The 22,306-nt window shown below is 59.6% G+C and carries 17 protein-coding genes; 7 read left to right on the top strand and 10 right to left on the bottom strand.

Going from position 1 to position 22,306, the window contains the following annotated elements; genetic code table 11:
* Nucleotides 1-3: 3 nt before the first annotated feature.
* From M017_RS0116680 to M017_RS0116690, 3 genes are read left to right on the top strand one after another with little or no spacing between them, the layout of a single operon-like run.
* On the top strand, nucleotides 4-576 hold the full coding sequence (locus M017_RS0116680; RefSeq protein WP_031499267.1) for a gluconate 2-dehydrogenase subunit 3 family protein: 573 nt from the start codon (nucleotides 4-6) through the stop codon (nucleotides 574-576).
* A gap of 9 nt (nucleotides 577-585) precedes the next feature.
* A complete protein-coding gene (locus M017_RS0116685) occupies nucleotides 586-2,160 on the top strand; it encodes a GMC oxidoreductase (protein WP_031499268.1) in 1,575 nt (524 codons plus the stop codon).
* Nucleotides 2,161-3,303: a M14-type cytosolic carboxypeptidase gene (locus tag M017_RS0116690; RefSeq protein ID WP_031499269.1), complete on the top strand. Its 1,143-nt coding sequence runs from the start codon at nucleotides 2,161-2,163 to the stop codon at nucleotides 3,301-3,303. It begins immediately after the preceding gene.
* A gap of 51 nt (nucleotides 3,304-3,354) precedes the next feature.
* Here the strand turns inward: M017_RS0116690 and M017_RS0116695 are convergent, their stop codons facing one another.
* Both M017_RS0116695 and M017_RS0116700 read right to left on the bottom strand, forming a co-directional pair.
* Nucleotides 3,355-4,512, bottom strand: coding sequence for a hypothetical protein (locus tag M017_RS0116695; protein WP_031499270.1), 1,158 nt, complete (start codon nucleotides 4,510-4,512; stop codon nucleotides 3,355-3,357).
* Nucleotides 4,513-4,651: 139 nt separating this feature from the next.
* Nucleotides 4,652-7,978: a TonB-dependent receptor gene (locus M017_RS0116700; protein ID WP_031499271.1), complete on the bottom strand. Its 3,327-nt coding sequence runs from the start codon at nucleotides 7,976-7,978 to the stop codon at nucleotides 4,652-4,654.
* A gap of 112 nt (nucleotides 7,979-8,090) precedes the next feature.
* Between M017_RS0116700 and M017_RS0116705 the strand changes: the two genes are divergently transcribed.
* Together M017_RS0116705 and M017_RS0116710 are read left to right on the top strand one after the other, a co-directional pair.
* Entirely contained in the window at nucleotides 8,091-8,423 is a 333-nt protein-coding gene (locus M017_RS0116705) for a PadR family transcriptional regulator (protein WP_031499272.1), read from the top strand.
* Nucleotides 8,420-11,113, top strand: a complete 2,694-nt coding sequence (locus tag M017_RS0116710; protein ID WP_031499273.1) for an ADOP family duplicated permease — start codon at nucleotides 8,420-8,422, stop codon at nucleotides 11,111-11,113. Before M017_RS0116705 ends, M017_RS0116710 begins: the two co-directional genes overlap by 4 nt.
* Before the next feature lie 236 nt (nucleotides 11,114-11,349).
* Here the strand turns inward: M017_RS0116710 and M017_RS0116715 are convergent, their stop codons facing one another.
* Genes M017_RS0116715 through M017_RS0116725 form a run of 3 tightly spaced genes read right to left on the bottom strand, consistent with a single transcriptional unit; the run spans nucleotide 11,350 to nucleotide 14,426 of the window.
* The gene (locus tag M017_RS0116715) at nucleotides 11,350-12,897 is read right to left on the bottom strand and encodes a glycoside hydrolase family protein (protein ID WP_031499274.1); all 1,548 of its coding nucleotides are present in this window, start codon (nucleotides 12,895-12,897) and stop codon (nucleotides 11,350-11,352) included.
* A 15-nt stretch (nucleotides 12,898-12,912) separates the two neighbouring features.
* Nucleotides 12,913-13,905 carry a hypothetical protein gene (locus tag M017_RS0116720; RefSeq protein WP_031499275.1) on the bottom strand — a complete coding sequence of 331 codons (993 nt, stop codon included), beginning with the start codon at nucleotides 13,903-13,905 and terminating at the stop codon, nucleotides 12,913-12,915.
* On the bottom strand, nucleotides 13,902-14,426 hold the full coding sequence (locus M017_RS0116725; protein ID WP_238325930.1) for an RNA polymerase sigma factor: 525 nt from the start codon (nucleotides 14,424-14,426) through the stop codon (nucleotides 13,902-13,904). Before M017_RS0116725 ends, M017_RS0116720 begins: the two co-directional genes overlap by 4 nt.
* Between M017_RS0116725 and M017_RS0116730 the strand changes: the two genes are divergently transcribed.
* Both M017_RS0116730 and M017_RS0116735 read left to right on the top strand, forming a co-directional pair.
* Nucleotides 14,425-14,880, top strand: a complete 456-nt coding sequence (locus M017_RS0116730; protein WP_051670288.1) for a Fur family transcriptional regulator — start codon at nucleotides 14,425-14,427, stop codon at nucleotides 14,878-14,880. The genes M017_RS0116725 and M017_RS0116730 overlap by 2 nt on opposite strands.
* 9 nt (nucleotides 14,881-14,889) lie before the next feature.
* Nucleotides 14,890-16,530 (top strand): SpoIIE family protein phosphatase, encoded by a 1,641-nt coding sequence (locus M017_RS0116735; RefSeq protein ID WP_031499278.1) that lies wholly within the window; start codon nucleotides 14,890-14,892, stop codon nucleotides 16,528-16,530.
* On the opposite strand, the gene M017_RS0116740 is transcribed toward M017_RS0116735, so the two are convergent.
* From M017_RS0116740 to M017_RS0116760, 5 genes are read right to left on the bottom strand one after another with little or no spacing between them, the layout of a single operon-like run.
* Entirely contained in the window at nucleotides 16,531-17,247 is a 717-nt protein-coding gene (locus M017_RS0116740; protein WP_031499279.1) for an FMN-binding negative transcriptional regulator, read from the bottom strand.
* Nucleotides 17,248-17,270: 23 nt separating this feature from the next.
* Nucleotides 17,271-19,637 (bottom strand): ABC transporter permease, encoded by a 2,367-nt coding sequence (locus tag M017_RS0116745; RefSeq protein ID WP_031499280.1) that lies wholly within the window; start codon nucleotides 19,635-19,637, stop codon nucleotides 17,271-17,273.
* A gap of 3 nt (nucleotides 19,638-19,640) precedes the next feature.
* Complete coding sequence (locus M017_RS0116750) at nucleotides 19,641-20,720, bottom strand: alanine racemase (protein ID WP_031499281.1); 1,080 nt, start codon at nucleotides 20,718-20,720, stop codon at nucleotides 19,641-19,643.
* A gap of 6 nt (nucleotides 20,721-20,726) precedes the next feature.
* The gene (locus M017_RS0116755; RefSeq protein ID WP_031499282.1) at nucleotides 20,727-21,416 is read right to left on the bottom strand and encodes a hypothetical protein; all 690 of its coding nucleotides are present in this window, start codon (nucleotides 21,414-21,416) and stop codon (nucleotides 20,727-20,729) included.
* The gene (locus M017_RS0116760) at nucleotides 21,413-22,300 is read right to left on the bottom strand and encodes an alpha/beta fold hydrolase (RefSeq protein WP_031499283.1); all 888 of its coding nucleotides are present in this window, start codon (nucleotides 22,298-22,300) and stop codon (nucleotides 21,413-21,415) included. The genes M017_RS0116755 and M017_RS0116760 overlap by 4 nt, the downstream gene beginning before the upstream one ends.
* Nucleotides 22,301-22,306: the final 6 nt, after the last annotated feature.

The raw sequence follows: 22,306 nt of genomic DNA on the forward strand, positions 1-22,306 counted from the left end.
ACTATGAAACGCCGCAAGTTCTTTGCCCAGGCTGCCGCGATTCCCGCCGCAGGGAGTCTGCTGGCTCAGCAGGGAGCCCCTACGCCTCCGGGAGCGCCAAATCGCGCTGCCATGGAGTTGCCGAAGCTCGACGTCGGAATCTCCGACGACGTTGCCACAATGGCTCCGAAGTTTTTCAATGCCGCCCAATTTGCTGCGCTCAAGCGTTTGTCTGAGATTCTTGTCCCTACTCCCGAAGGCGGAGTGGGCGCCAAGGAAGCAAACGCAGCCGAATTTCTCGATTTTTTGATCGGACAATCGCCAGCCGACCGCCAGCACGTGTATACGGCAGGCCTGAATGTATTGGTTGCCGCGGGATTTAGCAAAATGAATGATGCGCAGGCCGCGGCCGCTCTGGCTCCACTGCGCAAGCCCTGGACTTTCGAGCCGTCCAGTGACCCCTTGACCCGCTTTTTGCAGACCGCGAAGGCGGACGTCCGCAACGCGACCCAAAACTCAAAGGAGTTTAGTGTCGCGAATGCTTCTGCCAGCCGTAGATTTGGCGGAGTTGGTTTGTATTGGTATCCGCTCGACTAGGAGATTGAAATGGCAGCCCAAGATTACGATGTTCTGATTATCGGCTCCGGTGCGTCCGGAGGTATGTCTGCCTACACGCTGACCAAGCTCGGCTTGAAGTGCGTCATGGTAGAAGCGGGTCCGCTGGTCGATTTTGATCGCGCCCGCGGCATGAAGCCTGTTTACGAATTGCCCTATCGCGGCTTTGGGAAGCCAGGCCGCCTGCCCCATGTTTTGCAGGCGAATGAGTTCAATGCGAACCAGTGGGTGGATGAGAAGGAAGTGCCTTACACCCATGACCCCAAGGACCCTTATAACTGGGTGCGTGTGCGCATGGTGGGGGGCAAGAGCCTGTTCTGGGCTCGCATGTCCTTCCGTTTGAGCGATTACGAATTCAAGGCGAAGGATCACGATGGCTACGGGGAGAACTGGCCGATCAGCTATGCGGATCTAGCGCCGTTCTATGATCGCGTCGATCCGATCTTCCGCGTTTCCGGACGGAAGGAAGGCCTGAAGCAACTGCCAGATGGCTTGTTCATCGAGGATGAGTCGCCCGATTCGACGGCCGCAAAGCGGCTGGCTGTAGCGGGCAAGCCGGAAGGCATGACGATCACTAAGATCCGTCGCAGTCTCGGCAATGGCAACCTTGCCAGCTCGCGCAACCTGTTGTTGCCCGATGCCGTGGCCACCGGCAACCTGACGATTATTCCGAACGCTGTGGCTCGTGAGATCAGCATCGATAAGAACACGGGCAAGGCGAACGGTCTTCACTTTGTGGACCGGAAGTCGCGCCGTGAGATGCATGTGAAGGCGAAGGTCGTAGTGGTGGCCGCTTCCTGTCTCGAGAGCACTCGCTTGTTGCTGAACTCGAAGATCGCGAACTCGAGCGGTGTTCTGGGCCGCTATCTGTGCGATCAGATGTATATCAGCAATAGCGTGGTGGCGTTGATTCCTGAGGCCAAGGGCGGCAAGGCTCCGCGCGGCATGGTGGGCGGCGGTGGCTATATTCCGCGCTTTGCGAATCTGAACAAGGGCAAGGAGAAGAACTACATTCGCGGTTGTGCGTTTGACTTCTCGACGGGGGGCACGCCAGACCTGAAGTTCTTCCCAGGCTGGGGCAAGGAAGCCGAGGACGCGCAAAACGAAGCGCGTGGCGCAGGCTTCTCGGCAACGGCGATGGGCGAAGCTCTGCCTCGTTATGAGAATCATGTGCGGATCGATAAGTCGGTTGTCGATGCCTATGGCATTCCGGTGCTGAACTTCCAGGTGAAGTACGGGGATAACGATACGGCCTTGATCAAGGATTCGGTGGCGACTCTTGCGGAGGTTTGCCGGAAGGCAGGCTTTGAAGTGATCCATACGAACGATACGCCGTTCCCTCCGGGTTATAGCATTCATGAAGTGGGCACTTGCCGGATGGGCGATGACCCGAAGAAGAGTGTTCTGAACAAGTGGAATCAAAGTCATGACATCAAGAATTTGTTTGTCGTGGACGGTAGCAGCTTTGTGACTGCGGGTACGCAGAATCCGACCATGACGATCTGTGCGCTGTCGATGCGGGCATCGGAGTATCTGGCTGATAAACTCGGCAAAAAAGAGATCTAAATGTGGCTGCTCCTTCTGGTGGCTGTAGTTGGATATGGCGCTGACCTTCGGGTCAGCGCCAATTTTTCTGGTGGGGCCATTGGTCCGGTACAGTCGGTGAGCCCGACGCATTTGCGTGTGGGCGTTCCGGGGCAGACCGATCAGGACGGCCGCAATCGTCAGGCTAGCTGGTACTACTTTCGTGTGGATGGGGCGAAGAAGGGCCAGCAGATTGTGATCGATCTGGTGGATTTGCCAGGCGAGTATAACTATCAGAAGAATATTGGCGCGATCACGGGCGATACGCGCCCTTATTGGTTGAACGGGAAGGTTTGGGAGGAGGCCGCAGGGGATTACGATCCGAAAGAGCCTCATTGGCGTTTGCATTTCAAGGGCACTGGGAAGCCGTTGTATGTGGCGCATCTGATGCCGTATACAGCGAAGAATCTCGATCTGCTCCGCAAGGATCTGAAGCCGGAGATTGAAGTGATCGGGAAGAGTGTTGAGGGACGGAAGCTCGAACTGTGGACTTTTGATCGGTCTGGGGGGAATCCGAAGGCGCCGGTGGTCTGGATGATGTTCCGGCAGCATGCCTGGGAAGCTGGGACAAGCTGGACTGGAGAAGGTTTCCTGCGCCACTTACCCAACGGAGTGATTTGGAAGGTGCAGCCCTGGCTGGATCCGGATGGCGTGGAGCATGGAGGTGTTCGCTTCAACCGCAAAGGCTATGACCTGAATCGAAACTGGGATTCACCGAATGATGTTGTGTTGCGTCCGGAGATTCTGGCGCAGAAGAAGGCGATGCAGGATTGGTTGGGGGCAGGGAAGAAGATCGATTTCTTCCTGAGCGTTCATAACACCGAGATGGGGGAATATCTGGAGGGGCCGAAGTCCCCACTGACGGCGAAGTTAGAGAAGGCGCTGCGGGAGAAGACGATCTTTGATCCAAGCGTGGAGAATCCTTCGCGGATGGAGATCACGGGGAAGACCCGGGCGAATGTGGCGCAATGGCTGTGGATCGAGTATCAGGTTCCCGCGCACTTGATGGAGTTACGAATCGGGTATAGCCAGAAGCGGAAAGGGCGGGCGAATCCGGAGGTCTGGGAGAATTTCGGGACGCAACTGGCGAGGGAGATTGCGGGCGCGTTACTGGGGGAGAAGTAGGCGGCAACAGCTTCGCCGGAAACCAACTGCTCCCCCGGCTTTCAGGAAGCGCTAGAGGATGATGTGGTGCGTGGCCGGGTCTTTGACGAGGATGCGGCACTGTGGGAAGGCGTGGCGAATCTGGGCAGTGTCGTAGGTCAATGTTTGGGTTTGGATTCCATTGCCCACTCCCGAACCATTGTAGAGATACACTGCGTTCGTCGTGGCGCCGCACATATTGAGCACCGCGTTCGTTTGTTGGATTGGGGTAAAGTAACACAACAAGTACATGGTGGTCATGTAGTTCCAGCGATGTCCGTGATTACTGGCAATCATGGCGGCTGGAAGATTGAAGATGTCGCCGACGACTGGAGGGGTGTTGACGTAGTTGGTCAGTATTTGACCCAGATTATCTACGAGGCGCCTGATCAGTGGAGCCATTTCGGGTGAGGTGAGCGTCACATTCATCCGGTTGGTATCGAGAAGCATCTTCAGGTAGAGGATGGAACGAATATAACGGCTCCTGACTTGGGCGTTCCCCGCCGGTACTTGAGCGGCATTGAAGTCCAGTCCTGTGGTGGCGCAACCGAATAGCGTTTGCATTTCCGCTCGGAAAATCGCCGCTCCGCAGCCCACATCGGCGATCGATTGATTTGCCATGGCCTGGAGATCGGCCTGGGTCAATTGAAGCCGGCTCATGTAGCTTCTGTCGGCGAAACCGTTGGCCTCCGGGATTAGCCCCGACCTCAGAAGCAGGCCTCTCGAGGTAATGTCGAGATTCCCACCATTCGGATTTGGAAGGCGCGCTACATAACCCTGCGGAGCCACCGTGACTCCAAAGCCGGCCGCGTTGCCACTCCAGCGCAGTAAGAGTTCGTAGTCCACCCTGTCCTGAAAGGGGACTAGTCGCGAATGCTGATAGAAGTTCTCCGCAGCCCTGACCGCAACTGCGCCGGTCACCGACGGGTAGTCCCTCTGGTCATAACCCCACACGGACACCAATCGCTGAATTGCTGGCAGGTACTTCGTGATGCCCGGGGCATTTGGGACGGCGCAACGTTGGACAGCGTCGATCACCGTCATCGGTTGGGGATTGTTGACCCTCCCTCGCAAGAAGACGACGAGGGAGGCAATACTGCTTCGCGTTCCAATAGCCCGGTCAATATTGATGAAGCGATTTGTCTGGCGAATGTCGGCTAGGAACGCATCCAGCTGTTGTTGTGGTGTCATTGTAGTTCGTAGTTTGCATCCTCAACACGGAGTCGCTCTGTGATTGTATATCGGGTTTTTCTGGATTGAGCGAAGTAAGAGGCGGTCGCCAAATTGAAAAAGGCCTCCCCGGTTGGGGAGGCCTTTTTGTGTTCTTTGCTTAGAAGCTGAGGCGGAGAGCAAGTTGGACCTGACGGTTGTTCCCCGAAAGGCTCGTGATGCTCCCTGCGGAAGGCGATCCGATGGCCGCGTTGGGCAAGCCAAATTGCGGCGTGTTCGAGAGGTTGAAGAGCTCCGCGCGGAACTGGAGGCGGAAGCGCTCCGTCAGTGAGAAGGTCTTGAACACCGAAGCATCGATATTGGTTCTGCCAGGGCCGTAGAGGATGTTGCGACCAGCGTTGCCGTAGGTGTAGACCGTGGGGATGCCCCAGGTGGCGCCTGCGGTGTTGAAGCTGGTGTCGAAGTACATAGCGCGGTCTCCACTGGTGAAGCTAGGAGACTTCAACAGGTTCGGACGCGAGCCGCCGGCATTCGAGACAGCGCTGTTCAGCGTGGGCGTGTAGGGAAGACCGGTCTGCTTGGTGAAGATCAGGTTGCCCTGCCAGCCGCCGGCAATCGTGTCGAGGGCGCGGTTGGTGATGTTGAACTTCTTGTTTTTGCCGAAGGGGAGTTCGTAGTTCATCGACATCGTGAAGCGATGGCGGATGTCGAAGCCGGAGTTGCCGCGATCGACATTGCGATAGCGGATGTCCTGCGGGATGGGTCCGTTGGCTGCGCCGCCGAATGCATTCGGGACGTTATCGATCGAGTGGGACCAGGTGTAGGCGCCCAGGAAGCTGAGGCCGTTCGAGAAGCGCCGCTCGATGGTGGACTGCAGCGCGTGGTAGTTGGCATTGCCATCGGCCACGGCATAGGTGATGCCCTGGACGTTGGGCGCGAGATTGCGGAAGGGACGGCGGGAGAGCACGGTGCCGGGACCGGGGTCGGGTTGATTCGCATCATAGGTGTAATCGAGGAAGCGATTCAGGTTGCCGACATAGCCGATCTTGAAGACCATGTTGCCCTTGAGTTCCTGCTGCACTTGCAAGTTGTACTGGTAGGTGGCAGAGGGACGGAAGTGGGAGTCGACGGAGATGAGAGCGCCACGCGGGTCGGCAATGATCGAGTCGGCGCTGGGGACGACGAGCGGATCGAAGCCATCGACGACACGGCGAGGATTCGCGCCGAGGGTGTTGATATCGACAGTCTGGACAGGGCCGAAGGGCGTCTGGCGGAAGAGCCGCATGGCTGCGCCACCGTTACCCTGGGTGCCGAAGAAGATTCCCGCGCCGCCACGAATGACGGTGGATTTGCGGAGCTTATAGGCGAAGCCGAGACGCGGAGCGAAACCCTTGCGGAAGGGATGGACGCCGAGATACTCATCGGTGTTCTTGCCGGCGATCATCATTCTCCCGGTGACAGTGTTGAAGTTAGCCAGACGATTGGCCACTTCGCGGAAGGGCGAGAAGTATTCATAACGCATGCCGACGTTGACGGTGAGGCGATCGCTGACCTTCCAGTCGTCCTGGACATAGAGGCTGTTCTCCCAGCCGCGCATACCCGGGAAGACGAGGGTGAAATCCTGCTCAATGGTGTTGGCCGTGCCCAGCAAGGAACTGGCCATAGCGTCGCCAGTCGCCCCCTGGTTGTTGGGATCGTTGCTGAAGGCGTTAGAGAAGTTGAAGCGGCCGTTGCCGCGGTTGGTTTGGAACTCAGAGATCTGACGGCGGATGATGTCGCCGCCCCACTTGATGTTGTGCTTCCCACGGGTCCAGGTGAAGCCGGCACCATACTGGTAAGTATTCTCGCGACGGAGGATCGGCAGCGAGCGGGTGTGGCCGAAACCAAAATAACCAGAGGGCGAGAAGATGGGCAGGCCGTCCGCGCGCGGACCCTGATTGGAGTTCTTGACGCCGAGCTTTTCACCAAGACGCGCGCCAGGTTCTGCACCGGCCGCGAGGAAGTCGAGCGAGAAGCGTTGGAAGCCAGCCTTCAATTCCATCAAGAGCGCCGGCGTGATGATCTTTGAGTAGTTCAGGTTGGTGTGATAAGCCTTCTGCGAACTGGTGCCAGCGAAGGTGTCTTCATTGCTGAGCGAGACGGGGACGTCGAGGCCAGCGACCTTGGCAGGCGGGAAGGTGGCCGGACGAATGGTATCGGTCTTCTGATACGAGTAGCGGCCGAAGAGGAAGCTGGTGGGCGAGAGGTTGTAATCGACGCGGCCGTCAGCCTGGTTCCAATCCTGCGCCTGTTTGGGAGCAACGGTGTAGTTATTGACGATGCCGGAAGATGTGGGAAGCGGCAAGGCATCGATAAGGCGAGTGGTGATGGGATCGAACTGCGAACGTGGGATGGTGCGGTTCGGATAGATGGTGCGTGAGAAGCCGGAACTGGTGCCGGGGGTTGCGCGCAGGCTGAAGGGATCGAAAATATCGCGGACGGCGCTGAAGTCGCCGTTCTTCATGGCGAGAGTGGGGACGGTGCCGAGGAAGGGAATCTCCTGACGGCGGCGATAGCCTTCGTAGTTGCCAAAGAAGAAGAGTTTGTTCTTGATGATTGGACCACCGAGTGCCGCGCCAAACTGGTTCTGGGCGAGTTGTGGCTTGCTGGCGGTGGGCGAGGCGAAGTAGTTCTTGGCGTCGAGATTGTCGTTGCGCAGGAAGTCATAGGCTGCACCGTGGAGTTCATTGGAGCCGGACTTGGTGACGACGTTGACGGTGGCGCCAGGATTGCGGCCCTGATCGGCGGAGAAGAGGCTGGTTTGGATCTTGAACTCGCGGACCGCTTCGACCGAGGGGCGCAGGGTGATGGAGACGGTGAGGCGTTCGTTGTTGTCGATACCGTCGATCAGGAAGTTATTGGAGCCTTCGCGATTGCCGTTAGAGAACAGTTCGGAGGCGGGACGCTGGTCGTCGGGACGGGTGCCCGACATGATGGTGCCTGAGGCTCCGAAACCGACGCCGGTGACGCCTGGTCCGAGGGTGGCAAGTTGGACGAAGTTCCGGCCATTGAGCGGGAGTTCGACAATCTGCTTGGTCTCCACCACTTGACCGAGCGAGGAGTTTTCGCTTTCCACCAGAGGAGGAGCACTGGAGACGGTGACGGAGTCGGTGATGGCGCCAACTTCGAGCTTGACGTCGATGCGGAGTACTGCGTTTACTTCGAGACTGATGTTTTCCTGACGGGCACTTTTGAAGCCATCCTTGGTGACGTTCAAGACATACTTACCCGGCTGGAGAAGGGAAAAAATATAGGTGCCAGCGTCGTTGGTCAGTGTTTCACGCGAGACCTGGGTTTCGATGTTGGTAGCGACGACTTTGGCGGCCGCAACAGAAGCACCGGAATTGTCGGAAACGTCGCCGGTAATTTGAGAGCCGGTTTGAGCCCGGCCGGGAATGGTGAGAAGTAATAAGGATAGAAGCAACTTGGCGTATGCAGTACGAAGCATGCGCTATTCCTATCACATCTGGTGAAAGGATTCATTGCAGAGTTGCCGTCCTGGCAAGTTAATTTCCCTTGACATCTTAGGGGAGCGGCGTTATTCTTCCCCTAAATTGATTATGGGACTGAAAAGCCGGGACCTTTTCCCTGGGACCTTAGATCTGCTCATTCTTCAATCTTTACAAGATGGTGCGGCCCATGGGTACTCGATCATGGAGAGAATCTGGACCAGTTCCGGTGAGTTATTCCGGGTTGAGGAAGGCGCTCTTTACCCGGCACTGCACCGCTTGCAATTGAAAGGTTGGCTGGCGGCAGAGTGGGGCTCCTCAGAAGCGAATCGAAGAGCGAAGTTCTATGAGCTGACTGCGGAAGGCCGCCGCCAACTGGTGGAGGAACGAGAAGGTTGGGACCATCTGGTGCTCGGGATGCGCCGGGTATTGGAGGGATCATGATTCGGTTCTGGAGGCAATTGCGGGCGTGGTGGCGTCAAGATCTCGATCAGGATCTGCGTGACGAACTCGCCTTTCATCTGGAGATGAAGGAACGGCAGTTGCGATCCGACGGTGTTGCGGAGCAAGAAGCTGGACGGATCGCACGGATTGCGCTGGGGAACCAAACGGCCTGGCGGGAATCGATGCGAGCGCTCTGGGTGTGGGGATGGTTGGAAGGGTGCTGGCGGGATTTGCGATTCGGCGCCCGCTTGTTGTGGCGAGAGAAGACCTTCACCGTCGTTGTCCTGCTGACGCTGGGTTTTGGGATTGGCGCGAATAGTGCGATCTTCTCGCTGCTCAATGGACTGTTGTTGCGGTCTTTGCCGGTGCGAGCGCCGGAGGAGCTTGTGCAGCTGAGCTTGACCAATCTTCCCAAGAGCACACGAAGCTGGGTTGCCGGTAAAGAGACCAAGGCCACAGAACTAAATCGTTTGAGCTATCCCTTGTTCCGGGTGCTCGAGACCCAGCCTGCGCTGTTGCCTGGAGTATTCGGAGTGACCGGAAGCAGCACGGTGGCGATGGATTTGCACGGAGTGCCGCGTCAGGTGGTTGCATCGAATGTGACTGGATCGTATTTCCCAGTGCTGGACCTGAACCCGCAGATGGGCCGCTTGCTCCAGCCGGGCGATGATGTTCCTGGCGGGCCTGCCGGAGGATGGGCAGCGGTGATCAGCTTCGAGATGTGGGAGCGGGCTTTTGGAAAATCAGCTGCGGCTGTTGGCACAAAGATTGTCGTGGAGCGTGTTCCGTTTACGATCGTCGGCGTGGCGCCGCCTACTTTCTCTGGAGTACAACCGGGGATCCGGATGGATCTGTGGCTGCCGCTGTCTGCGCTGGAAGCGATGTACCCCAGTTACTCCTGGCGGCAGGATGTACACGGCGGCATGCTGCAGGTGTTTGGCCGCCGCCCTGCCAGGGAGAGTGTAGAGGAGATCTCTGCCCGCTTGCGATCTGCCTCTCGAGGGCTATTGGCGATGTGCCTGGATACGGGACGCAGTGCCAAGGCGCAAGAAGAGTTTCTGGCGATGCGGATCACGGCGAAGGAGGGGCACAATGGGTCTTCCTGGGTGGCGGATGCCTACGGCGAGGCGCTCTGGATGCTCATGATTGCGGTGGGGGCCGTTCTGCTCATTGCGGCGATGAACCTGACGAATCTTGTCCTGGCGAGATCGGCACGGAGGATGGGGGAATTTGCGGTGCGGATGGCGCTGGGCGCGAGCGTTGGAGTAATTCGAAGGCAGATGCTGCTGGAGAGTCTGTTGTTGGGTTTGGGTGGGGGCGCCTTGGGCTTATTGCTTTCCAGTTGGATTGTGCAGGTTTTACAGTACGGGATTTCTAGGGAATCTCTGGTGGTTCAGATCGATACAGCCGGCGATTGGAGATTGGCGCTGTTTCTGGGGCTCACGTTGCTGGCGGTGATTTTGATCGCCGGCCTGACTCCAACCTGGATGGCAAGCAGAGCTGCGCTGGGCGACCGGAGCGTGGGGCTAGCGGGCTTGCGGCTGCGGTCTGCGATGACGGTCTTGCAGACGGCTCTCGCGTTTGCGCTTCTGGGAGGCGCGGGTTTGCTTCTGGTATCGGTGCGATCGTTGTTGACCGAGAACACAGGCTTTGCGGCGGCGAGGACCATTCTGCTCACTCCGGACTTGTTCAATGCGGGTGTCGATCGCCAGCAGCAAAGAGAAAGTTACCGGCGTTTGCTCGATGCGGCGCGGCGCCTGCCGCAGGCGGTGCAAGTGGCCTGGACACAGACTGTGCCGTTGTCGGGTGGGATGAGCGCTTCGTCCGCCGAGATTCCTGGCAAGGCGGAGCTCCCGGTAAAGGACCGGCTTTTGTTTCTCCATACGGTGAGTGAGGGTTACTTTGCCGCGATGGGCATTCCGATTCTGGCGGGGAATGATTTTGAGGGGCGCAAGGAGGTCTGCATACTGAGCGAGAATGCGGCGCGGCGCTTCTTCGGTTCTGCCCAGGCGGCGTTGGGACAGCGGTTGCGCTTCTCGAGCGGCGCGTGGCTTTCCGTCATTGGTGTCGTCGGGAATGCAAAGTATCAGAATCCACGGGAACAGGAACCGATCACCGCGTATCTGTCGATGTGGGATGGCGCGACGGGACCCGGGATGACGATGGTGGTGAGCCATCAGGGGGCCGAGACCAGCGTGCGGCGTGCACTGGAGGAATTGTTTACTCGGGAGGCGGGGCAGCGTCCATTTCTACAAATCCACACCATTGCAGGGAACCTCTCCTCTTCGGCGCGCATGGAGCAAGTGCTGGCTTTGCTGCTGACCGCATTTGGATGCTTTGCGCTCGCGATTGTGGTGACCGGGATTGCCGGCATTGTCGCCTATGGGGTAGAGCAACGGCGCAGGGAGATCGGGGTGCGGCTGGCCGTGGGGGCTTCGCCGCAATCGATTCGCTCACTGTTTCAGCGTCAGGCGGTCTTGCTGGTGTCTCTGGGACTCAGCGCTGGAGCCATTGTGGCCTGGGGGCTTAGAAGCTCTGTGGACGCTTACTTATTCCGGACCTCTGCCGGTGATTGGCGTGTGTGGGTGGTGGTTGTGGCTCTGCTCCTGTTGAGCGCTTTGTCCGCGGCGGCTGTGCCCGCGTGGCGGGCGTCGCGCATTGATCCGATGACGGCACTGCGGAGCGACTAGCTGGCCAAGTTGAGTTCTACCCATTCGATGTTCGTGCTCCGTTGGGCGGTGACTCTGATCCGATTCCCATCAGCGAGGCGGGATACAGGTGATGTCTGCTTTTGAGATCGATCAGAAAGGCGTAAGCCACCGGGGGAAGCGATGTTTGATGCCAAGATGGCAACTGCTCTTCCTGGTCGCCGATCTCCACAAACTTGGCTCTCAGTTCTCGTTCAGTTGGGCAACCGATGGAGGCATCACTGCCAGCTGGCCAAGTTGAGTTCTACCCATTCGATGCGCGTGTCCTGCTGGGCGGTGACTTCGATCAGATTCTCACCGGCGCGGAGTGGCGCGGTGGTGGCAAAGCGGAAGACGGGCGTGGCAGGCCCGGGCTTCGGCGTTGCGATTGGCGTGCCCGGCGCGGTGTTTTCGCCATTGACCCGTACTCTCACATTCGAGTTGCTGAGGCCGAGCAGCACGCTTGCCTGCAACTTCGAATCGGTTGGCCCCGTGGGGAGGCGGAACGCGCGCCACTGGTTGGGCTTGAGATCGACCGGAAGGGCATGGGCCACCGGATCTCCAGGGCCCCAGGTGTCCTGGTAGGTAACGATGTGGCGGCGTGGCTTGCCCGCGATGGTTTGTTGCTGGCCCACTTCACGGAGTAGGGCAGGGTAGTTGGCGACGTCGTCGAGCGTGGTGTCAGCGTCCATGTAATTGAATAAGTAAATGCGATCGACGCCGCGGTGGAGATAGGCTGCCGCCACTCCGCGGACGGATTCGAGTGAGTTTGATTGCCACGCGCGGCCATCGCCTGCGACGGAGCCGAGGAAGGCGTTGCAGCCGAGCTCGAGACCAGCCGCTAACGTACATTGCTTTGGCAGTAGGGCTCGCCATTCTTCGATTGGCATGTTGGTGTCGACGGTGCGCCAGTAATTGGTAGCCGTTACATAGTTCACGTCGTTGTTATGCGCCCAGGCGGCTGCATCCATTCCGAGATGCCTGGCGGCGAGTGGACTGCCCGGGACGCGAACCGCGAGTCCGATGGGATGCTTCCGGCGGCGCTGCCATTGGTTGAGGAGCTTGCGGATTTCGGAGTGGTACTGCGTGAGGATGCGAGCGCCTGCGTCTTCGTAGCCGGGCCGGAAGTGGAAGCCGTGGCGCATCCAGTCGAGTTCGAGCGTGTCGAAATCGTAGCGCTCGCAGCACTCCTCGATGTAGCGCAGGTAGTAATCGCGGACTTCGGGATGCGCGTAGTCGAGGGCCTTGTCGCGTTGCTCGTCGCGATAGGGCACGCGGCGGAATTGCTTGTTCTCCCGCCAGAAAGACGAGTGCATGGGGTGGTCTTCCTGATCGACATTGTGGAGGTCGTTCATGCGGATGGAGAGCCAGGGGGAAATCTTGCGGCGGCGGATTTCGGGGATCCAAATCGAGTAGAGGTCAAGCTTGTCCTCGTTCATCTGCCAGCCGCAACGAATCCAGTCGTGGAAGACCTGGCGTGAGGCTGGGGCGACGGGGCTGAGGAAGGGCTGGTCTTTACCGCCCTTGGGGTCAAAGCCGGTCCACCAGGCCTCGCGTTGTTTTGAGGCGAAGCTGGAACGCATGGCATTGACGTTGAGGACGAGTTCGGAGACCTGGGTGTCTGCGTACTGATCGACCCATTGGCGGATGATCTCGTGAGTGAGGCGCCTGGCGCGGCGGGCGACAAAGAAGTGGTTGGGATCTTCGTTGAGGGTGACGCCACCGGACTGGGCGGCACGAAACTGGGCGGCAAGGGCAGGGGTGGCAAGGAGTTGACGGCGGGTCATACGCTCCCTAAGAGTTTATGGGATTGGCAGCTTGATCCAGTCGCGAGTGGGGAGAGGGCGCACGCCGACCATGGCTCTTTCGAGGAGTGAGTCGCGGGTGGGTGTGAGAAAGACCCAGATGACGGCACCTGGGCCATGCGAGGGGATCTCGAATTCGTGACGCTCCGGTCGCAGCAATCCGATCGCGGGGATGGGTTTGGTTTCTGCGCCGTCGATCAGGAAGGCGTAGGTATAGCTGAAGACCTGGGGCTCGAGGACTAGTTTTCCGTTTGCAATGGCCGCGGTGCGTGCGCGGGTCTCGGCCAGATCATTTCGGCGGACCGGGGCGGCTGCGGAGGCCTCGGTCGATTGGCGGATGAAGCTGTCTTTTGGCGTTGCCGCCGATATGGCGATCTGCGAATCTGACATGGCTGCCGGAGGATTTGCGCGCCGTTCCGGTTGATGCACTTTGATCTGTGCATCTGCCACGGCTGCCGGAGGATTCTCACGCTGCGTAGGTAGAACCATTTCCTTCTTCTTCGCAAGCTGCTTGGAGGTGGGCGGCTCGGGCTTGAGCTCGATGACGGCTGGGGTCTGCTGGGGCACTGGGGCCTGCCGGGGCAATTGTGCCACGGCGACTTCCGTAGGCGGGCTGGGCTGCCGCCAGAGCGCGATGGTGGCGATGCCGCCAGCAAGACAGGCGGCAAGCGCGATCAAGAGCCAGCGTCGCTTGGGTTGTGGAGGTGGCGGGCTTAATCTTGTCAGCGTCGGCGCCAGGGCTTGCATCTCTCTGTGCCGGGCATCGGTAACTCCATTGTCGGCTGCGATTTGTGCGGGTGCGAGAAGGCCAGCCAGCTCTTCGCGGACGGCGGGACTCTCGAGTGCAGCCCGCATCGTTTCCTCCTCCATGAGCGCATCGAAGAGCGACTGATCGGAGAGGGCCGCCTCCATCAGGCGCGAGCGCTGTTCCTCGGTCAAGGTACCGGCGGCAAAAGCGCTCAGGAGCGCTTGTATTTCTTGTTCGCTCATTGCGGCCTCCTGTGCTGGGCGATGAGGCGCTTGAGGTCCTCGCGGCAACGCGATTCCCAGGTATATACGGTATTGATGCTGGCGGCTCCGAGAATGGATTGGATTTCGGGAAAGCTAAGGCCCTCCAGCTTCAGCCGGAAGATTTCCCGGCAACGTTCGCCCAGAAGAGGCAGGCAGTGGCGAAGACGCTCCAAAAGTTCATTTTGTTCTGCTTCGAGAATCAGATTCACTTGCGGGTCGGGAATTGGTTCCTCAATGATATCGACTGTGCGATGTTCACCACGCCGTGTGGCTTTTCTGGCACTGGCAACCAATTTGAAGCGGGCAATCTGAAGGGCGAGAGGAACAAGCTGCGCCGGATCTGTGACATGGCTGTATTTTTCGTGCAACACCAGCAGCACCTCCTGCGCGATGTCCTCGGCGATTTGCCTCCCATAACGAGATGCCGCGAAAGAGAGAATCCTTTCACGCAATGCGCCGAGCACGTCCATAATGTGAGAATAAAGGAACCAACTCGCCATGGAAATGACACGCTCTCTCAAAGAACGTGGCGTTCGACTCACACGTCAGCGCCAGGTTTTGCTGGATCTCATCGACAAGAGCGGACAGCATCTGGATGCCGAGACCCTTTATCAACGGGCTCGCGAAACAGATCCGAAGCTGAACCGCGTAACCGTCTATCGCACACTCAAGATGTTGAAGCAATCTGGGCTCGTCGATGAACTCGATCTGATGCATAAAGATGGAGATCAGCATTACTACGAAACAAAAATGAAGCGCGAGCATGCGCATATCATTTGTTTGCGCTGCGGCAAAGTCGAAGAGTATTTTGGCGAACCTCTGAGCAAGTTACGCCGGGAAGTCGAAGAGATTTTTGGTTTTGAAATCTTACTCGCCCGCACGGAAATTGGTGGTTATTGTTCGCATTGCCAGGCTCTCCGGAAGGAAGAGATGCACAAGGTCAGTCACGCTTAGAATCAGAAGGTGCCCTACGAGCTGACCGTAGTCAATCCGAGCGGTAATTCCCTCCGCGTTCCGCTGGAACAAAACCCCTTCTCGATGGGGCGGCAAAGCGACAATCACCTCATCCTCCGCGATAGCCGTGTGTCTCGCAAGCATGCGCTGATTCACCAGCGCGGTTCGCAACTCTGGGTGGAAGATCTGGAGAGCCTGCACGGTGTGCGGGTGAACGAAGTGAAGGTGAACAAGGAGCGGCGGCTGGCCACGGGAGACGTCATCGACTTCGGGCTTGAGGATGGCTACCGGCTGATCATTGTTGAGAAGAGTGAGGCCGAGATCCGGCGTTTGATGGGCCGTCTCCCCGGCTCTGATGCGAATCATGGAACCGACCTGTCCAAGCTGCGGGCGCTGACCGAGGTGGCTCGCAGTCTGGAGCACGCGCTCTCGACGGCAGACGTTTTGGGAACCGTCATTGAGGCGGCGCTGACGATTACGGGCTGCGAGCGGGGCTTCCTCTTGCTCGACCGGGATCGCAAGCTGTTTGTCGAACTGGGGCGGGACCAGAACGGCAGGGCGCTTGGAGTGGAAGAGCTGCCCGTGCCTCTCGATCTGATCCAACGTGCGTTGCGGGAGCGGAAAGAACTGCTGAGCTTTCAGTTTGATCCGTTGTCCGATTTCTCGGGACGCTTTAATAACTCGTTGGAAGGGCTTGATTTGCGGAGTGTTCTCTGTGTGCCACTGCTGAGCCTGCGCGGTGCTGTCGGGACAGAGACGATGGCGGCGACGATGGACGATACCGTCGGGCTGATCTATATGGATTCGCGCATTGCTGAGGTCAGTACGCAGCAGGGCAATCGTGAATTGTTACAGACGCTGGCGCTCGAGGCGTCGACGATTCTTGAGAATGCGCGGTTGCTTGAGCAGGAGCGCAAGCGGCATAAACTCGATCAGGAACTGGCGCTGGCGCGGACGATTCAGGCGAATCTGTTGCCGCGGCAGTTGCCGCATGAGGGTTTTCTCGATGCGGTAGGCTCGTCGGTGCCGACACATCAGGTGGGCGGCGATTTTTACGATGTGTTGAAGCGTCCGGACGGATCGTGGCTGGCTGCCGTCGCCGATGTGTCCGGCAAGGGCGTTGGAGCGGCCTTACTGGCGTCGCTGCTGCAAGGTGTGATGCTCGAGGCGGCTAGCTCCGGCGCGGCGCTTGAGGAATGGTTGCCGCGCTTGAATCACTTCTTGCTGGAACGGACGGCGGGAGAAAAGTACGCGACGATCTTTGCCTGCATGGTGAGTCCGGAGGGGCAAGTGGATTTTGTGAATGCCGGGCATTCGCGGCCTTTTATTCTGCGCGCGACAGCGGGCCTGGAAGTGCTGGACCTGGATGGCTTTCCGGTGGGGCTGCTGGAGATGGCGAGCTATGAAGTGAACCGGGTGTATCTACAGCCCGGGGACAGCGTGGTGTTGTTCAGCGACGGCGTGGAAGAGGCGAAGAACTCCTCGAACGAATATTTCGGACGGGAGCGCATTGCCGCTGTCTTGAAGGCGAATGCGCATCTGCCCTTGCAAAGCCTGCACGATGCGCTGCGTGGCGCGGTATCGCAATTCGTTGGGGACGCCGAGCCTCATGATGACGCGACGATGCTGCTGTTGCGCTATGGGCGCTGATCAGGCCTTGATCTTGGCGTAGTAGGCCTCGGTAAACTCGGTCAGATTGCGTTCCTTGGGGCCAGACTTTAGCCCTTCGAGGACGCCGGCGCGGTCGGCGGCGCTGCGTTCGTGGCCGAGCTTGAATTTCGCTTCCACTTTCTCGATTTCCATCTGGTAGGCGACGATGCCTTGGCGCATGCCCTTGAGGTAGGAGTCTGGGAGCTTCGCGTAGTCCCAGGTGTCGCCGCCGCCGTAGTGGCGTTCATTCTGGGCGACCAGCCGCTCTAAAGACTTCGCAAAGGCTGTGTCGTCATCGATCCGCTTGGGCTTGCCGGTGGCGTGGACGACGGCGAAATTCCAGGTGGGAACCGCATTCTTAGTCGCATACCAGTTGGGCGAGATGTAGCCATGCGGGCCGTGGAAGACGACGGTACATTCAGTGTCGCCGTCGAAGACCTGGTTCTGCTCGTTGCCCTTGGCGATATGCCACCAGACCTTGCCCCAGCCTTCCGCCGCGCGGTCAAAGAGAGTGGGGACATTGGTGATGTGGACGCCGCCCTTGGCCGTGACGAGCATGGCGAAGGTGAACTCCTCGATGAAGTTGAGGATGGTGGCGCGGTCGCTTTCGAGTTGCTTGCCAGGGATGTAGATGGTCTTCTCGTCGGCGGTCTCGGCAGCAGTGGCATCGACTCCAAGGGCGGAGAGTGCCATCAGAAAGTTGCGGCGTTCGGGCATGCCATTAGGAAAGCACAGTTTGCTTATTCGTTGCGCAGAGCAGAGGCAGGATTCACCCGGGTGGCGGCGATGGAGGGCAGTGCCGCGGCCGCCAATGCAACCAGCAAGACGAGTGCGCCTGTTCCGGCGAGAAGTTCAGGATCGCGCGCGGACACCTCAAACAGCACCGTATTCAGCCAGGGGCCCATCGCGATGGCGATCAGGCACGCAGCGGCGATGCCGCAGAGCACCGGCTTGGTGGCCTGTTCGAGGAGGAGCGCTGCGACCGAGGGCCGTGGGGCGCCGATGGCGAGGCGGATGCCGATTTCGCGCCGGCGCAGGATCACCAGATAGGCGAGCAGCGCGTAGAGGCCGGCCCCGGCGATGAACAGCGAGAGGAGCGCAAAGGCAATCGATAAGTTGGCGAGTAGGATTTCTGTCGAAAGCGACGCTTCGATGTCGGCGGCAAGCGTCGCGGGATCTTGAATCGGCATGCCGGGAGACAGGCGTTCGATGGTTTGGCGGATAGGCTCGATCAGCGTGCTTGGGTTCATTTTGCTCCGGACGAGCAGGGCGAGGCGGGCGTGTTCGCTGGGCGTCCAGGCGGAGTAGACGGTGGGCGGGATGGGTTCGCGAAGTGTGCGGTACTTTGCGTCTGAGACGATGCCGATGATCTGGTCGGGCGGGCTGTCGCTTGCGCCCGAGCGAACCAGTTTGCCGACAGCCGAGGTGTTGGGAAAGAAGAAGCGGGCGAAGGCTTGATTGACGATGATGCGGCGGGACGTGCCGGGATGGTAGTCAGCCTCTGTGAAGAGCCGGCCTTCTATTTTTTCGATGCCCATGGTGCGGAAATAGTTCAGACTGACGCCGTGCATGCTGGTGTTCATTCTTCCGGAGGGCGGAATCACCTGGCCTGGGAGCGCGTAGGTGGTTTTCACGCCCGAGCCGCGGAGGATGCGGAGACCGGTGAAGGCGACAGAGTCGACGCCGGGCAGCGATTCGATGGCGGCTTGCCATTGCTGGATGGCGCCACCGAGGCCTGGGTTGGGTGGGAACTGGAGCGTCGGGTCGATGGTGAGGGTGAGGACTTGCGAGGCGCTGAAGCCGGGGTGGAGGGTGCGGAGGCGGAGGAGGGTTTGGAATGTGAGTGCGGCGGCAATGGCGAGCAGGGTGGCGATGGCGACTTCAAAGGCGATGAGCGCCGAACGGCCGCGGATCGCGCTGCTGCCGCGGGTGCTGCGCAGGGATTGGTGGAGATGGGTGGAGGTGGCGCGCAGGGCGGGGGAGACGGCGATGAGGATGGCGGCGAGCGCGCAGATGCCCATCGCAAAGCTGACCAGACGCCAGTCGGTTTGGAGCAGCAGGGTGGTGGGGACGAGGCTGGTGTCGAGGGTCCGGATGGGTGGCAGGGCGCGTTGGAGCAGCGGGATGCCGAGGAGGATGATGCCTGTTGCGACGAGCCCGGCCGAGAGCGTGATGAGCATCGCTTCGGCAAGTGCGATGCGGATGAGGCTGAGCGTTGGGGCTCCGAGTGCGCGGCGGATGGCGAACTCTTCGTTGCGTGCGGCAAAGCGGGCCAGCAGGATCGAAGAGATGTTGGCGACAGCCATCAACAAGAGGAGCCCGACGGCGGCCATGGCGAAGCCAAGCGCGGGGCCGGATTGCTCACGCAGCCGCGAGGCGCCGCGCTCGATCGGGACCAGTGAGAAGTCGCCATTGACCATGTAGGGATTGGTTTCAGGAGGCGAGGCGGCCTGGTAGATCTGCAGCGCTTCCTGATTGGCGGCCTGGAGGGAGACGCCGGGCGCGAGGCGGGCTGTGATCTCGAAGAAGCGGTTGTCCTCTCGCTGTTTCGGGGCTGGGAAGAGTGTGGTGAAGGCGGAGAGGTTGAGGTAGAGGTCGGCGCCTGTTTCGACTTGCGCTCCGTTGAAACCTTCGGGAAGGATGGCGGCGACGGTGAAGGGTTGGCCGGCGAGGAGGATCTTCTTGCCAATGGGAAGAGGGTGCCGTGCGGCGAAGGCGTGGGACAGAACAACGGTGCCGTCGGTGGGGCGGAGATTTTCGGCGATGCCAAAGGTATCGAAAAATCCGGGTGAGGCGAGGGCGGGACGGACGCGATCGACGCGTTCACCATCACGCAGGGCGCTGCTCAGTTCGCGGAGCGCGCCGATGCTGGCGAAGGACCTGGCATGAGTGAGGAAGGCTTGGAGGACGGGCTCCGGGAAGTCGCTGCGCTGGCCCACTTGCGGGCGGGTGAGCGTGAGGCGAACAAGTTGTTCGGGGTGGGGAACGGGCAGCGGGCGCAGGAGCAGTGCGTCGAAGACGCTAAAGAGCAGCGTGGCGGAGCCGACACTGAACCCAAGCAGCAGGACGGCCAGAGCGGTGATGCCAGGCTCGCGCACGCCTTTCATGATTTACAACAGCTTTCCCCGGGCGGCGATGGGCCAACTGGTTTCGACGATTCCGTTCCGGTGGCCATGAGCTTGTTCGTGCAGGTTCATGACGACACAGACGTGGTTCATCAGGATTTGTAACTTCTCGCCGACGTGGAACTTGCGGTCGCATTGGGTGACGTCGATGAAGCCATGCTCTTCGTTCATCTTGTGGAAGTGCGCGCCGGGGGCGCCGAGCACCATGCCGAAGCTGACGCCGGTGTCGTTGTTCAATCGATCCGAGGAGAAGGTCTTCGAGCCGCCATCGATGAGGATCTGGCCGGGCTGCGAGGTGGAGACGACGGTGGCGACGATGGTGGCGGCGCATTGCTCGAGAGTGCAGGCGTCAGAGTTGATGGTGTTGCGGTCGTTGAAGATGTAGGTGCCCGGACGAATTTCGTTCAGGCCTTCGATCTTGTGGGAGTGGTACATCGTGGGGGTGGAACCACCGGAGACGACGCGGGGCCTATAGCCAGCCTGAGTGAGTCTCTCGACCGTGGAACCCACTACGTCGTTCAGCGTGCGCAGCTTTGCCAGTCCGTCTTCGCTGAGATCCTTGATGTGGCCCGGATAGAAGGCGAGCCCGTCGTATTCGACGTGCGGCAGTTTCTGAATGGATTGGATCAGCGGTATCAACTCATCGGGCTTGACGCCAACGCGGCCCATGCCGGCATCGAATTCGACCAGGATTTTTGCGGCGATGCCTGCATCGCTGAGGCCTTGGGCGGCTTCGAGCGAATCGAGCGCCACGGTCAATTGGCTTTGTTTGGCGACGGCGGCCAAGCGCTGCATTTTGGCGGCGCCGAAGGTGGGGTAGGCGAGCAGCAGATCCTTCGGCTGTGCCGCGAGCATCACTTCCGCTTCGCCTGATTTGGCGACGGTGAGCCCAACCGCTCCGAGTTCCAGTTGCCGTTTGGCGAGCAGCGGGCTCTTGTGCGTCTTGGTGTGCGGCCGCAGGCGGAGATGGTGCGACTGCGTGTAATCTGCCATGCGCTGCAGATTCGCTTCCATGACGTCGAGATCGACGACGAGTGCCGGAGTATCGAGTTCGAAAATATTCACGAACTTCTATTTGAACTCAATGTCGATGCGACCGCCGAGGCCACGGTAGAGAAGGGTGATGTTCTTGGTCTTGTGCTTGCCGTCGATGGGGAAATAGAGCAGACCCTTGGTGACTTCTGTCATTTCCTTGGCGGGCAGCTCCTTTTCTTCGAGAACCTTCTGCATCGGATCTTTTTTGTCCTTGGAGCCGTCGCGTTCCTCGGCGTTGGGCGTTTCAATCTGGGTGGTGGGGTTGCCGATGGAGCCGCCATTGCCAGGGAGCCGCATCGGACGTCCGTTGCCGACAGGACCGCTCCAGACCGAGCCGTTGTTTTGCCCCATGGCGCCCGAAGTGGGTCCGCGTTGCGAGCGAATCACCAGCCCGCCGGTGCCCAGTAGTTGCGCTGGAGCAAAAGGCCGCGTCTTCTGGCCGTCGTCGGTGGTGAGGAGCTGGAAATCGTCGCGATCGATTTTGACGCCTTCCTCGACGCGCGGCTTGATCGTGATCTCGACCACCATGACATAGCCGTGGATGTCGTCGCCGAGCAGTTCCTTGACCGCTGACTTGTTGGCGTGGACGGTGGCGAGGATCTCCATGCGATCGCTGGCTCCGTGGGAACTGGCGACGCGTGGCGGGTCCAGCTTTTCGGGCTTCTTCTCTTTTTCGCCAGCAGCCAAGGGTAACGCCAGAATGGCGAGGAGTGCGATACGTTTCATTTTTCTCTCCCTAACCACATTTTGACGCTCTGCGACACCTTGCCGGTTGCGTCCTGTTGTACGAAGTGGCCCGCCTCGGGGATGGTGACGAGGGTGAAGTCGTCGATCCAGTCCCAGGTGCCATTCAAGGCGCTGGCGAGGAGGGCGGTGTCTTTGAGGCCGTGAATTTCCAGTACCGGCATAGTGAGCCGTGTTGGATTGAGGGTCGCCTGGTAGGGCGGCTTCGGATAGTTGCGTTGGTAATAGGCCATCATCCCAGCGAGGCTCGAGCGTTTGAGGGCCTCGACATAGAGCTTGCGCGCCTCGGGGTCTTTGACCCAGCCCGCGAGCGCGGCGGCCTTCAATTGGAGCTGCGAATCGGGCTGTTGGAACTTGCGGGCATATTCACTAGCTTTCTGCTGGTCGGGATTGTTGGCCAGTTCGCGATGAAAGCCGTTCGGGTGGGGCAGGTTGAGGATGATGAGCTTGTCGACGTATTGCGGTGCATGGAGCGCGAGTTGCCAGGCGATGGCGCCGCCCCAATCGTGAGCCATGACGATCGCCTTCTCACGGCCAAGTTTGCGGATGACGGCAACGAGATCGCCGAGGAGCAGCCGCATGTCATAGTTTTCCGCGCCGGTGGGCTGGCCGGACAGATTGTAGCCGCGCAAATCCATGGCCGCGCAGTAATAGCCACTGTTGCCCAGCACCTGCATCTGGTCGCGCCAGGTGTACCAGAAGTCGGGGAAGCCGTGGACCATCAGAATGAGTGGGTTGCTGGGCTTGCCGTAGGTGGCGTAATGGATTCTGACGCCGTGGGAATCGGCGAAATCGTGCTGGACCTGGGAAAGGAAGGGTTGGGCCTGAAGGGAGAACGCGAGAACAAGCAAAGCCAGAAGCGGCATTTGCCG

Source organism: Bryobacter aggregatus MPL3 (genome assembly GCF_000702445.1).
In the GTDB taxonomy this organism is placed as follows: Bacteria; Acidobacteriota; Terriglobia; order Bryobacterales; family Bryobacteraceae; genus Bryobacter; species Bryobacter aggregatus.